This window comes from Methylophilus sp. Leaf416 (genome assembly GCF_001424665.1).
Lineage (GTDB): Bacteria > Pseudomonadota > Gammaproteobacteria > Burkholderiales > Methylophilaceae > Methylophilus.
In genome coordinates, this window is the sequence record NZ_LMQS01000001.1 from 672,858 (window position 1) to 686,648 (window position 13,791).

Sequence of the window (13,791 nt, forward strand, 5' to 3'; positions counted from 1 at the left end):
TTCACAAACTCTACTCAATTATGCTTTACGGCGTTTCCACCACAGGAAAAAGCCTGCGATCAGGATAATGACCGGCAACACATACTGGGTGCCATAGCCGACGACTAATGCCGCAATAGAGCCTGATGGGATATTAATATTGATATCTTTCAAGGGCATGGGTTGGATAGTAATCAAACGGTCATCACCTGCCAGCCAGTTGATGATATTAATACCCAGGTCAAGATTACCGCCATTGGTGATAAACGTATTAGCCAGGAAATTAGCATTGCCAACCACCACCACGCGTTGACCTTTTTTACCAAATTGACGCTCTAAAGCCACACCGATATTAATCGGGCCGGCTTTGTCCTTGCCCTGGTCAAAACGGACTTTAAGGTTTTGCGCACCGGCTGGTATTTTGTCCGATTCCAGCCAGCCGTTCTGGGCCACATCAATCAGGCGCCCTACTTTCCAGCCCAGGTCATCAGATGCGTGACCATCGATCTCGTGTGCCTCAGGGAATACGGTGCGCAACATGAAATTACGGGTAATCGGATGATCACCATAGAGGCTGGCAAATGACATTTTAGGGTCCGCGCCATACTGTTCAGCCGTGCGGTCAACCACCATGCCTGCTGAAACCTTGATACCAAGATAATCGGCAACCTCTTGCAAACCATGCAGGTTATCATCATCCAACAACCAGAGCACATTGCCACCGGCTTCAATATAAGCCTTGATTTTCTTGGCCTCTACCGCACTGACATCTACTTGCGGTGCTGCGATTACCAGCATGGAACCGTTAGCCGGTACATCTTGAGCAATGGTTAAATCAGGATTGGCGAACTTGAAGCCTTTGCTTTCCAGTTGCTTGCCAAACTCGCCCAGGTCATGGTTTTTCTCGCCTTGCAGCAAGCGCTCACCGTGTCCATCCAGGTACATTACCGGCTGGTTATTGGTACGTGACAGGCGTACCAGCAAATTGGTCATCTCCTGCTCGGCGAACGGCGGGTTAATGTGCTCGCTGCGTTTGTTGTATTCAACGATGGTTTCTCCATCCACCTTGACACCGGCTTCTTGCGCCAGTTTTGGCTCTTCGGATGGATTGACGAAATTGATGAACACATTTTTCTTTTCGCGCTGGTAACGGGCCACGAAATCCAGCATACCCTTGCGGAAAGTGTCTCCGTTACTGGCGTCATCCTTGGTCGCATAGACGGTAATATTGATATCACCATCCATCTGCTTGAGCACATTGATACTGCCCTGAGTGAGGATATTACGGTTGGCCTGTGTGATATCTTTTGCCCAACGGTACTGGTTAGATAGATAGCCCAGCATGACTATCATGGTTAAAAACACCAGCACGAACATCCAGTTTTGTGCCAATAACTGCAATCTAAATTTACGGTTAATTTTCATAATGCTTTCAAACTTAAAAAACAGTTCCTGTTAACCACGCAGACGATCAGCATCCAGGCGACGGATGGTCAAAGTTAAAAATGTGATGATGAATAAAATAAAGAAGGCCAGGTCAGCGGTATCGAGCAGCCCATTGGCAAATGACTGGAAATGGGTGGAGAAAGAAAACTGCCCTGCTACATTGGTAGGGTCGTTTGCGAAAAAACGCCCCAGGATCATCAGGATAAACGACACAATAAAACTCAAGATACCGGCAATAATAGGTTGGGAAGTCAGGCTGGAAAAGTAAATCCCCAGCGCACAGAAGCTCCCGGTCAATAATAGCAGTCCCAGGGTGTTCGCAATGATGTATCCAAAGTCTATGTCGGACCACAGATTGAGCGTAGATAGCATCAGGCCTATATAGAGGATCAGGCTAGACAGGAATATCATCAGTCCTAGAAATTTACCCACGACGATATCGGTAATGGACAGTGGTGAGCTAAACAGAAACGGTAAAGTTTGGCTACGGCGTTCCTCGGCAATCAGGCGCATTGAAAGTAAAGGCACGGCGAACAGCATGATAAAAGAGGCCGAACCATAGACACTCTGCGATACAGATTGCGTAATACCAAACCGCTCGGCCGGGCGAATGGCACCAGAGGCGACATCCAGGTAATCAGTCACGCCATTGGCGAAGTAGTTACCAAACATCGCGGCGATCACAGCCAGGATAATCCACCCCATAGGCGAGGCGAACATGCTTTGTAGTTCTTTTCTTGCTATATTCAACATACGTGGTCTTTCAATGTAGACAGTCTTGCAGAATCAGCTTAAGCCGCTTTTGGCAGGTCTGACGAAGTGGCAGAATCATGATAGGTCAGCTGAACGAATACGTCTTCCAGGCTGGTCTGGTCAGGAGCGATATGATACAGCCCCCAGCCATTTTTAACTGCAGCCTGCACAATCGCTTCGTGCGGCTGGCTACCTTCATGAAAGCGGATGCGCCATAAACCGTCTGCGGCTTCAACCTCTGCGACACCTTCGATGGCAGCCAGCTGCGCAACATCTGGTGACTGACGAAGACCTACCAGCAATTTGTTACCGATACGCTGCTGTTTCAGCACATCAATGCCACCATTAAACACCAGCTTGCCTTTATCGATAATCTGCACGTGGTCACACACCATTTCCACTTCCGGCAGGATATGCGTAGACACAATCACGCTATGCGCCTGGCCAATTTCTTTAATCAAAGCACGGATATCGCGAATCTGGATAGGGTCCAGACCGACAGTCGGTTCGTCCAGAATCACCACCATAGGGTTATGAATAATCGCTTGAGCGATGCCAACGCGTTGTTGATAGCCGTTAGACAGGTTCTCAATCAGGCGCTTGCTCATGTGCGTTAACCCGCAACGCTCCTTGGCATGTTCAACCGCCTTTTTAATGTGTTTGCTGGAAACGTTATGCAGTCGTGCTGCAATAGTCAGGTATTCGTCTACCGTAAACTCTTTGTACAGCGGGCGCATCTCCGGCAAATAACCGATCAATGCCTTGGCTTCCTTGGGACTTTCTATCATATCGATACCACAGATTTTCACGCTGCCGGCACTAGGTGCAAGGTTGCCGGTCAACATTTTCATCGTGGTGGATTTACCTGCGCCATTCGGGCCGAGAAATCCGAGTACTTGTCCTTGCTGCAAGGTAAAAGTCACGTCACTTACTGCGGCACGACCTCCATAAAGACGGGTCAATTCAATTGCTTCAACTGTCAAATTTGCCATAATTCTTCCACACACCTGCTTACTCAAGACTTTGCCTTACTCCGGCACAATGATGCACCGGCAAGCAAATTCCTAGACAAAGTTTTCACCAAAAAGTTATAGTGTCTACATCACGTTTTATCAGTGGCTGAAGACCGATGATAAACGCCAATTACAATTCAGTTACAAATCGCACATTATGGATGAACTTGCAGCAACTGTCACGGACTAAACTAAAACTCAGCGATCACTATTGCCCGCTTCATGACCCTCACTGCAGCCTCCATTACAAGACTTATTAAACAGGAATCAAGTATGCCTCAAACCCGCCGCCCAAAGCTTAAACCAACCTTACTGCGCCGCCCGGCGTTGGCGCTGTGGCTTGCATTATTGGCACCCCCTGTCTGGTCTGCCAGCAGCTCTCCCACGATGACCACACCCACTGCCGAATTTGTGTACAAATACCTGTTGGGAGAAGTGGCGGCTCAGCGCGGTGAGTTTGTACTAGCCAGCCAGTTGTTCCTCGATTTAGCGAAACAAACCCGCGACCCATTACTGGCAGAACGTGCCACCCAGGCGGCCACCATCGCACGCGCGCCGCAACTCGCTCTGCCTTCCGCAGAGCTTTGGTCTGAACTGGTGCCAGACTCCATCCCTGCCGCACAAGCCGCCAGCCAGTTATTAATCGCCAACGGTGAACTGAAAAAAGCGGTGCCTAATATCCAGAAAGTACTGGCGGATGAGCGCATACGCCCAAGTGCCTTTATGGAACTGAACAGTCTAATGATGCGCGTGACAGATAAGAACAGTGTGCTGGAAACCATCCAGTTGCTGGCTAAACCTTATCCTAAATTGCCTGAAGCGCATTTTGCTATCTCGCAGGCGGCTTACTTTGCGCGCAATGAAGCTTTGATGGAAAAAGAGCTGAAAGAAGCCTCGAAACTGCGCCCTGGCTGGGAAGCACCGGCACAGATCCGCGGCCAGATGCTGACTGAGAAAGACCCGCAAAAAGGCATCGCCTATTACAGGGAATTCCTGCAATCGCACCCGGAAGCTGACCAGATCAGGCTGGCGCTGGCACGCACGCTGCTTTTACAGAAAAACCCTACCGAAGCAAAAGTAGAATTCACCAAACTGGTGGAAAGACACCAGAACAATCCGGAAATGAACGTGATTGTTGGCCTGCTGGCGCTGGACGCCAAAGAATATGAATTTGCTGACCGCTATCTGCAGCATGCACTGGAGGTAGGATTCAAGGAACCGAACAAGGTCTACTTCAATCTGGGCCGCTCGGCTGCTGAACAGCATGATGATACCCGCGCGCTACAGTGGTTTGACAAAATTACCGATGGTGAACAGTTCCTGGCCGGGAGATTAGCGGCAGCGGCGATTATTGCCCGTCGCGACGGCATCGATGCCGCGATTGCCATGCTGGATAATGTCAGCGGCCTCACCCCTGAACAACAAACCCTGGTTGTGCAAAACCAGGCTCTGCTACTCAACCAGACCAAACGCACAGATGAAGCTTATGCCCTGCTGAAAAAGGCAGTGCAAAAATATCCGGATAGTCCTGAGCTTTTGTATGACTATGCGTTGAATGCCGAGCGTGTGGGTAATTTCAAGGTGATGGAAGACACCTTGAGTAAAGTGATCCAAATGAAACCGGATTTCGCGGCTGCTTACAATGCACTTGGATACTCATTTGCTGATCGCAACATCAAGCTGATCGAAGCCAAAGCGCTGATTGAAGCCGCCACCAAGTTGTCACCAGAAGATCATTACATCATGGATAGCCTGGGCTGGGTTTATTACAGATTAGGCGACATGGGTCATGCTGTTGAGCAATTACGCCGTGCTTATGCGATTCAGCAAGATCCTGAAATCGCTGCCCACCTGGCCGAGGTGTTATGGAAGCAAGGCCAGCGTGAAGAAGCCAAGCAAATCCTGGATAAGGCGCTTTCTGCCAATCCGGAAAACGAAGTGCTTGCCTCTACGGCGCAAAAACTTAAATCACCACTGTAATGCCGCTGCTTTTGAAACTGTCTACGCCCCTGGCCTGGGGCAGAATTGTTGCAAGCTGCTGTTTGGCGTTAGCCGTGGCAGCTTGCAGCATCCTGCCAAAACAGCCAGTGAGCCAGACTGCAAGCGCTGCTTCACAGCAACGCATACAAACGCTCGCAGCAGTAAAACAGTTTTCTTTAGAAGCCAAGCTGGCTGTGCAATACAACGGCAAAGGCTATACCGCAAGGCTGGACTGGCAACATGATGGTCAGGAAGATCACATGCGCATTTTCAGCCCCTTAGGCCAGCAAGTCGCGCTGATTCATCGCACTGCAAATTCCGTCACCCTCACCGACCAGGCGGGCAAACAGCATCAGGCTGGTGATGTTGCCAGCCTGACTGAGCGCTTGCTAGGCTGGAGATTGCCACTGGCAGGCCTAAGCCAGTGGATATTAGGTATTCCGCATAATGCCAGCCCATACCAGGCCAGCTATCTTCCTGGTGGCGAACCTGCTACCTTAACCCAGGATGACTGGCGCATAGAATATGATGACTACCAGACAGCTTCAATAAATGGCATCACAGCGTCGTTGCCATACACCACCCGCTTGCAACAGCAGGATGTGCGGCTAAAACTGGTGATTCAGCATTGGTAATAAATCTGTATTAAAAACAGCCGATCATCACAACCTGCGGTAAAAGCCTGCGTTCTAACTAAAGATTCATCCCCAGATGTCGATAATGGCACTATGAGCCGTTATCAGTTTTCAATCATTTACTATCGCTTTTGGCTAGCCTCCGGCCTGCTAATCCTCGCCTGCTTGCCGTCTATGGATTGCCAGGCTGCGCAATGGCTGTCGATCAAGAAAACAGATCTCAACCAACTGATGGTTGACAAGCAATCACTGGTAGAAGAAAAAAATTACATCAAAGCCTGGGTAAAAGTGGATTACCGCCAGCCGCAAAAAAATGTGGAGTCGGTAGACCGTGTTTACAATCACGCCAAAGCACTATGGTATTTTGATTGCGCCAAGCGTAAAGCAGCGACTATCCAGGTATTTCAATATGACCAGGGTGAGCTGGTCTATTCAGCTGGTACTACACTCAAACAAGCCGATTTTATCGAGCCACTGCCTGACTCCGAAGTGGAAATTACGCAGCAATATGCCTGCAAATGGCAAGCCAAGGAAAAGCAGCGCGCCGAAGCCATCGCCAATCGGGCGGCCAACCCTATCAAGCCAGCTGTTGCTAACGATAAAGATAAACCCGCTTCTCCAAATAGTGTAGCCGAACCTGCGACACCGGCTGCAGAGGCCGCACCTGCGGAGAAAACCAGCGCCGCCGCTAAACCCGCTGCAGAAAAACCTGCGCCCGCCAAAGATGAGCCAGCCAAAAAAGCTGAGCAAGCGCCTGCAACAGAGCAAACCAAAGCATCGGAAAAAGACAAGAACAAAGCCGCCAAGCAAGACAAACCTGCCCAACAAGGCAAAGAGGAGAAGCAGGATAAAGATAAAGAAGATAAGTCCTGGGCCTATAGTGGTCCGCATGGTCCTGATAAATGGGGCAGCTTAAACCCTGATTTTGCGGTATGTAATGCTGGTAGCCAGCAATCTCCGATTAACGTGGACAACACCATCACCGCAGCGCTGAAGCCGATCAAACGCTTGCAAAAGTTTCCGCTGAAGAATATTGCCCTAAAAGACCACAGCCTGATTCTAGATGCGGGTAGCGGTAATATGATGGTGCTGGATCAAAAGCCTTACCAGTTGAAATATATCAGCGTGCATGCGCCTTCCGAGCACCAGATTAAAGAAAAGTCTTATGCGGCAGAATTGCAAATGGTGCATGAAGACAAGGCCGGGCATCGCGTGATTATTGCCGTCATGCTGGAAGAAGGCACTGCGAATAGCACATTGGAAACGTTGATCAGCAGCATTCCTAAAGAAAAAGGACAAAGCAAATCTCTGGCGATCCGGGTCACACCGGCAGAGTTGATGCCAACGAAACCGGCGTACTACCGCTACACCGGCTCATTGACCTCCCCGCCTTGTACCGAAGGTGTGCAATGGATCATCATGAAGGAAGCTTTAAAAATATCCAAAGCACAGCTGACCAGATTGCAACAGGCGATTGGCGAACCAAACTTGCGTCCTATCCAGGACAGCCAGGGCCGCATGATTCTGGAATAAGGCCAGGATTTAAAGTTAGCCTCGTTCCAGAATCAATATGCATGTGCCTTTAAGTGAGGCACATGCTTTACAATACGCGCATGGATTCTTCGTTATATTTCGCGCCGTGCAAGCTCAACCTGTTTCTACATATCACTGGTCGCCGTGCCGATGGCTACCATGCCCTGCAAAGCATTTTCCTGCTGCTAGACCATGGCGATGACTTGCGCATTGGTGTACGGACTGACGGCCAAATCGTGCACCAAAACCCGCTCGCCGGCGTGCCGCCGGAAAAAGACCTCGCCGTTCGTGCTGCCCGTGCCTTAAAAACTGCCAGCGGTTGCCAGTTTGGCGCGGATATTCATTGCACTAAACGCATTCCTATGGGAGGTGGCCTTGGCGGCGGCAGTTCAGATGCCGCTACCACCCTGCTGGCCCTTAACCAATTATGGCAACTGAATTACTCGCGTGAGCAGCTGATGCAGATTGGCTTAAACCTGGGTGCCGATGTACCGGTATTTATTTTTGGCCAAACTGCCTGGGCAGAAGGTGTTGGCGAACAACTTTCGGCAGTCACTTTAACCGCTGAAATGCAGGAAAAATACTATGTGGTGATTACCCCGCAAATTCAGGTTCCAACGGCTGAAATATTTGCGCATCAAGCATTGACAAGAGATTCAAAACCATTGAGAATAGCGGACTTTTCAAACGGCGCTAATTCCAGCGCGTTCTGGCAGCAAGCCAAAAACGATATGGAACCAGTTGTTTGTGCACTCTATCCTGAAGTTAACAATACGTTGGCCTGGTTAAAACAATACGGCGATGCTCGTATGAGTGGCTCCGGTGCTTCAGTATTTGTGGCGGTAGACAGTGCAAAAAAAGCAGATGAATTGATTGCAAACAGACCAGAAAACACTTCTGGTTTTTGGGCAAAAGGGTTAAAATACCATCCGCTTTTCAGCTCGGCAAAAGATTAAATTGCCGGCAGTAAAAGTGATAGTAGAAAAGTTTTTTGGGGAGTCGCCAAGCTGGTTAAGGCACCGGATTTTGATTCCGGCATGCGAAGGTTCGAATCCTTCCTCCTCAGCCAAATATAAAGCGTGTAGATTTAACAATTTACACGCTTATTTTTTTGCAGGTTTCTGCCTCCGGCAGGAATTCGGGTTTTAAGACATCGTTTTCGCTGAAAAGGGTACAACGTTGAGTAACGCCAACATGATGGTTTTTACCGGCAATGCCAATCCGGTACTGGCACAAGAAGTTGCCACGCATTTGGGCATTGAATTAGGGCGCGCTGATGTTGGCCGGTTTTCGGATGGCGAAATCATGCTGGAGCTGCTGGAAAACGTGCGCGGCCGTGATGTATTCGTGCTGCAATCCACCAGTTATCCAACCAATGACAGCCTGATGGAAGTCATGGTCATGGTAGATGCATTGCGTCGCTCATCCGCTGGCCGTATTACCGCAGCGATTCCCTACCTTGGCTATTCTCGCCAGGACAGACGCCCGCGCTCTGCCCGTGTTGCGATTACGGCCAAAGTGGTGGCAAACATGCTTACCAGCGTCGGTGTAAACCGTTTGCTGACCATGGATTTGCATTCCGACCAGATTCAGGGTTTCTTTGATATTCCGGTCGACAATATTTATGCAACGCCGATTTTGCTGGATGACCTGGCCCTGCAAGGTTATGAAAACCTGGTGGTCGTTTCGCCGGATGTTGGTGGTGTAGTGCGTGCACGCGCCGCTGCTAAACAATTGAATGCTGACCTGGCAATTATTGACAAGCGTCGCCCAAAAGCGAACGTTGCCAAGGTCATGAATATTATTGGTGAGGTTGAAGGCCGCACCTGCGTCATCATGGATGATATGGTGGATACCGCAAATACCCTGTGCGAAGCCGCAGCAGCGCTGAAAAATCAGGGTGCGTTGAAAGTGGTGGCTTATGCTACTCACCCTGTACTGTCAGGCGGCGCCGGCGAGCGCATACTGAATTCGGAGCTGGATGAGTTGGTAGTTACCAATACCATTGCGCTAAACGACAATGCTCGGGCCTGTAGAAAGATCCGCCAACTGAGTGCGGCAACCTTGCTGGCTGAAACCATCAAGCGCATCAGCCAGGAAGAGTCAGTTTCTTCGCTGTTTATGGACTGAATGTCATAAACAGTTAAGGCTAGGATTAAAGAATAAGTTTTACACCACCAGCTGGTCGCGGCGGGTGGATTTTAGTGTAGTACCACCATTTTTCATGGTGTTTTTAGGAGTTTTCCACATGAGTATCGAAATTAAAGCCGTCAAACGTGACGTTAAAGGTACGGGTGCGAGCCGCCGTCTACGTCGCGCTGGCAATGTGCCAGGTGTAGTGTATGGTGGTGAAAAGCCAGCCATCTCTATCGAGTTTGATCATAAAGAACTGTTTATGCAGTTCCGCCACGAAGCTTTCCACGCTTCTATCCTGAGCCTGGTTCTGGATGGCAAAACAGAAAGCGTGTTACTGCGTGACTACCAACTGCACCCAGTGCGCAATACGATTCAGCATATCGACTTTCAACGTGTGTCTGCTTCAGAAAAAATCCACGTTAAAGTGCCTTTCCACTTCATCAATGAAGATGTAGCACCAGGCGTTAAACTGGGTGGCGGTAATATCTCGCACATCCAGACTGAAGCTGATATCAGTTGCCTGGCAAAAGACCTGCCAGAGTTTATTGAAATCGACCTGGGCAACCTGGAAACAGGCCATTCAGTACACTTGTCTGAAGTCAAACTGCCTAAAGGCGTTGAGTTCGTACAACTGGCACATGGTGATGACGCAGCGATTGCAACACTCCTGAAACCACGCGGTGGTGAAGAAGAAGTGGCTGCTGAAGAGGAGGCACCACCAGCAGCTGAATAATCATCGGCCAGGCCGGCGATTTAACGCTAAAATAAACGCGCACAGTTTTGTGCGCGTTTTTTTATGGCGACAGGTTATTAGATTGAATTTCCACGTGAAATATATAGGCTAATTTTATTGCAGCCACTCTTAAAGCTGTGCGCTTTTAATCATTAAAGACAACTCATGAGCGGGATCAAATTAATTGTAGGCCTGGGTAACCCGGGTGAAAAGTACACCATGACCCGGCACAACGCCGGCTTCTGGCTGGTAGATATTCTAGCGCAGCAATCTGGCAGCCGTTTATCTCCTGAAGCCAAACTGTTTGGCATCGCCGGAAAATGGTCGCCGCATGCTGACAAATGGCTTCTAAAACCCACAACGTTTATGAATGCCAGCGGAAAATCCGTCGCTGCACTCGCCAATTACTACAAAATATTACCTGCCGAAATTCTGGTGGTGCATGATGAGCTGGATTTACTACCCGGTCAGGCAAAACTGAAGTTCGGCGGCGGCCATGGTGGTCACAATGGCCTGCGGGATATTCATGCAGCATTAAACACGCCTGAGTATTGGCGCTTGCGCATAGGCATAGGTCACCCCGGCAACAAAGCAGAAGTGGTTAATTTTGTATTGAAAGCGGCCAGTAAATACGAACAGCAGGCCATCGATGACAGCATTATTAAAGCCACTACCGTGACTGATCTATTGGCACAAGGCCAGTTTGAAAAGGCCATGCTGCAACTGCATAGCAAATAACAACGCCACTATCAGCGGTGCGCTGAATGACTTCAAAACAACCTACTGCGACACGGTATGCTGCTGCCACTGGTGGACCCAATTGACAAAATCATCTGGCCGCAGTGGTTGCGAGAAATAAAAGCCTTGGCCGTGATCACAACCCATATCGCGTAATATTTCCAGCTGGCGCAGACTTTCAATACCTTCTGCAATCACCTGCATGCCCAGGCTGTGAGCCATCATGATAATGGCACGGCACAAAGCTTCATCTTCACTGGAAGTCTCCAGTTCGCGTACAAACGAACGGTCTATTTTGACGTAATTAATCGGGAATTTTTTCAGGTAAGACAATGACGAATAGCCTGTACCAAAATCATCCAGCGCCACCTGCACGCCCGCCTGCTGGTATAACGCCAGGCGTTCACTCACCTGCGAATTGGCATCCATTAACAAGCGCTCAGTGATTTCCACTACTACCATGTTGCGTTCGGTATTGCCGCTTAAAATCTCTTTTAGCCAGTCATGCTGTTTTTTATACTCGGATGCAAACTGCACAGGCGATTTATTAATCGCCACCTGAAAATCAGCATGTAAACTCTGCCGCCATGTGCAGCATTGCTGGATTGCGGTTTTAAATACCCAGTCGCCAATCGGCACAATCAGCAAGGTATCTTCTGCAATACTGATAAACTCCATCGGCGGGATAATGCCTTTAACCGGATGCTGCCAGCGTATCAGTGCTTCTGCTTTTAACACGGCGTTGGTTTGCAGATTGACCACCGGCTGGTATTCGAGGAAAAACTGCTGGCCCTTTATCGCCATATGCAGGTCATGCGACAACAGCATGCGGTTTTCAGCATGCTCCTGCATGCGGGGCGTAAAGTAGGTGAAGCAGTTACCACCCTTCTGCTTGGATGCATACATGGCCTGATCCACCCGTTTCATCAGGTCATCTTTATTGCTGGCATCATCCGGGAAAATCGCAATCCCCAGGCTGGCGGCAACATACGCATGGCTGTTTTCCAGCTTGAATGGTGTAGACAGGCTATCAATCACCTTCTGTGCAATATTCTCCACATAAGCTGCATGCGCATCGGTGAGCATCAATACAAATTCGTCACCGCCCAACCGCGCCACCAGGCCGTTTTCATCAATACATTGTGTCAGGCGTTGCCCAGCATGTTTCAGTAACAGGTCGCCCTGATCGTGGCCTTGCGAATCATTCACCTCTTTAAAGCGGTCTAGGTCTAGAAAGATAATCGCCACTTTATGGTTATTGTTCTTAACCAGTCGCAATTGCTGATCCAGGCGTTCAAAGAACATGCGCCGGTTAGGCAAGCCGGTCAACGTGTCCACATTCGCGTATTGCCAGATCGCCTCTTCAGACTGCTTGATTTTGCTGATATCTGCCAACGTGCCAAGTACCCGCAATGACTTGCCCTCGTCATCGCGTTTGAACACCATGCCGCGGTCATACACCCACTTCCAGCTACCATCCTTGCATGCCATGCGATATTCCATCGCGTAGTGGTCACGCTCGCCATCCAGCACCTGTTGCAGCATGGCCATCGCCGCCGGGTAATCATCTTCATGAATACGCCTATGCCAGCTGCCAGGCTGGTGATCAAACTCATGCGGTAAAAACCCCAGCATGCCTTTCCAGCGGTCAGAATATACAATGCGGGATTCCGGTACATACCAATCCCACAAACCATCGCCGGTACTTTCCAGTGCCAGCATCCAGCGCTGCTCGCTGGTATTAAATTCCTGGTTAAATTTCTCCAGTGCCTGCTGAGTCTGGCTGCGCATCACTGCGAAGTAGGCAATGCCGCCCAGCAACATACTGAGGAAAATCCCCAGAATACCGATACGGTTTGCCTGGCCATAATCAATTGTCGCTTCAAATGCAGGCGTGGAGCGGGCCCGCAAACTCCACTCCTGCCCATTGATGCCCAGCACATGCGACATGCCGTAAATCGCCTTCAGTGCGTGCAGTTGCGATTCGTCATTGCTGTGGTACAACGGCGTCTGTCCCTTGCCTTTGACCTGGTCAAACACATCAAAATGCACATGCCGCTGCTCTGTCTGGTGCAGCGCTTCACTTAAGAAAACCGCCACATCGAAACGCAAAAATACCCAGCCATTTAACATGCGCCTGCGGTCATGCACAGGAATATCCGTCAGCTTGCCGCGATACACCGGCGCATGTAACACATAATGTTTTTGCAGCGGCAAAATATCATCTATCATCGAATGGGTAGCCATTACCAGCTGCCCACCATCCCCAGACGTTAGCAAATCAGCCCTTATCGCTGCATGACCAAAAGCATTCTTGAATAATACTTCACGGTTGGTATCGTTTCGAGGCTCCACATAGATGATAGGCGCGAACTCGTCGCCCTTGAATGTATTGCCACGCTCCTGCAACAGTTTCTGGATAGGCATTTCCAGGTCTTTAAAAGTATCAGGGTGTTGCAGGTTGATGTATTTGATAAATCCGATCGCGCTCAGGCTGGCATCACCGGGGCGCTCGATAAAGTCATTCACATAGAGTTTGAATTCATCGGCAGAAACATGCTCTGAAGAAATATAAAGCTGTTCAACCCCCTTTAATATCTGGCGGTAGACCTCTATCCTGTGCTGAATATCTTCCGCGGCATTGACGACGGATTGCCTGAATTGTATTTCCTGCAATGCTTCCGCATGGTGACGCTCGCTGACCCACAGCAAGAGTGTAGTCAGCACCGCTCCCGAAAATATCACCCCGGCAATCCAGCGCGACATTAGGAGTTGTCGCAACGGCGCCATTTCGAAAAGAAACATTTCTCATCCTTATCCAGGAAGATGCATGACAGGATGATTA

11 protein-coding genes and 1 tRNA gene are annotated in these 13,791 nt (G+C 49.6%); 8 read left to right on the forward strand and 4 right to left on the reverse strand.

The genetic code is table 11. The annotated features are described in order from the left end of the window. Positions 1-18: 18 nt before the first annotated feature. Genes ASG34_RS03225 through ASG34_RS03235 form a run of 3 tightly spaced genes read right to left on the reverse strand, consistent with a single transcriptional unit; the run spans position 19 to position 3,170 of the window. Positions 19-1,404, reverse strand: coding sequence for a GldG family protein (locus tag ASG34_RS03225; RefSeq protein WP_055826365.1), 1,386 nt, complete (start codon positions 1,402-1,404; stop codon positions 19-21). Between the two features lie 30 nt (positions 1,405-1,434). Beyond that, positions 1,435-2,178 (reverse strand): ABC transporter permease, encoded by a 744-nt coding sequence (locus ASG34_RS03230; RefSeq protein WP_055826367.1) that lies wholly within the window; start codon positions 2,176-2,178, stop codon positions 1,435-1,437. Between the two features lie 38 nt (positions 2,179-2,216). Beyond that, positions 2,217-3,170: an ABC transporter ATP-binding protein gene (locus ASG34_RS03235; protein WP_055826368.1), complete on the reverse strand. Its 954-nt coding sequence runs from the start codon at positions 3,168-3,170 to the stop codon at positions 2,217-2,219. A 294-nt stretch (positions 3,171-3,464) separates the two neighbouring features. On the opposite strand from ASG34_RS03235, the gene ASG34_RS03240 reads away from it, so the two are divergent. The 8 genes from ASG34_RS03240 to pth all read left to right on the forward strand — a co-directional run bounded on the left by ASG34_RS03240 (position 3,465) and on the right by pth (position 10,946). Then, the gene (locus ASG34_RS03240) at positions 3,465-5,171 is read left to right on the forward strand and encodes a tetratricopeptide repeat protein (protein WP_235559644.1); all 1,707 of its coding nucleotides are present in this window, start codon (positions 3,465-3,467) and stop codon (positions 5,169-5,171) included. A gap of 74 nt (positions 5,172-5,245) precedes the next feature. Continuing rightward, positions 5,246-5,806 (forward strand): lipoprotein insertase outer membrane protein LolB, encoded by a 561-nt coding sequence (lolB, locus tag ASG34_RS03245; RefSeq protein ID WP_235559645.1) that lies wholly within the window; start codon positions 5,246-5,248, stop codon positions 5,804-5,806. A 93-nt stretch (positions 5,807-5,899) separates the two neighbouring features. Beyond that, positions 5,900-7,339: a carbonic anhydrase gene (locus tag ASG34_RS03250; RefSeq protein ID WP_200934425.1), complete on the forward strand. Its 1,440-nt coding sequence runs from the start codon at positions 5,900-5,902 to the stop codon at positions 7,337-7,339. 80 nt (positions 7,340-7,419) lie between these two features. Further along, positions 7,420-8,295 (forward strand): 4-(cytidine 5'-diphospho)-2-C-methyl-D-erythritol kinase, encoded by an 876-nt coding sequence (gene ispE, locus ASG34_RS03255; RefSeq protein WP_055827337.1) that lies wholly within the window; start codon positions 7,420-7,422, stop codon positions 8,293-8,295. A gap of 36 nt (positions 8,296-8,331) precedes the next feature. After that, positions 8,332-8,408: transfer RNA gene (locus tag ASG34_RS03260), tRNA-Gln, on the forward strand. Positions 8,409-8,533: 125 nt separating this feature from the next. Continuing rightward, positions 8,534-9,469, forward strand: coding sequence for a ribose-phosphate pyrophosphokinase (locus ASG34_RS03265; RefSeq protein WP_055826374.1), 936 nt, complete (start codon positions 8,534-8,536; stop codon positions 9,467-9,469). A gap of 118 nt (positions 9,470-9,587) precedes the next feature. Then, a complete protein-coding gene (locus tag ASG34_RS03270; protein WP_055826376.1) occupies positions 9,588-10,208 on the forward strand; it encodes a 50S ribosomal protein L25/general stress protein Ctc in 621 nt (206 codons plus the stop codon). A gap of 165 nt (positions 10,209-10,373) precedes the next feature. Beyond that, complete coding sequence (pth, locus tag ASG34_RS03275; protein WP_055826378.1) at positions 10,374-10,946, forward strand: aminoacyl-tRNA hydrolase; 573 nt, start codon at positions 10,374-10,376, stop codon at positions 10,944-10,946. A 42-nt stretch (positions 10,947-10,988) separates the two neighbouring features. On the opposite strand, the gene ASG34_RS03280 is transcribed toward pth, so the two are convergent. Continuing rightward, positions 10,989-13,751: a bifunctional diguanylate cyclase/phosphodiesterase gene (locus tag ASG34_RS03280; RefSeq protein WP_055826379.1), complete on the reverse strand. Its 2,763-nt coding sequence runs from the start codon at positions 13,749-13,751 to the stop codon at positions 10,989-10,991. Between the last annotated feature and the right edge of the window lie 40 nt (positions 13,752-13,791).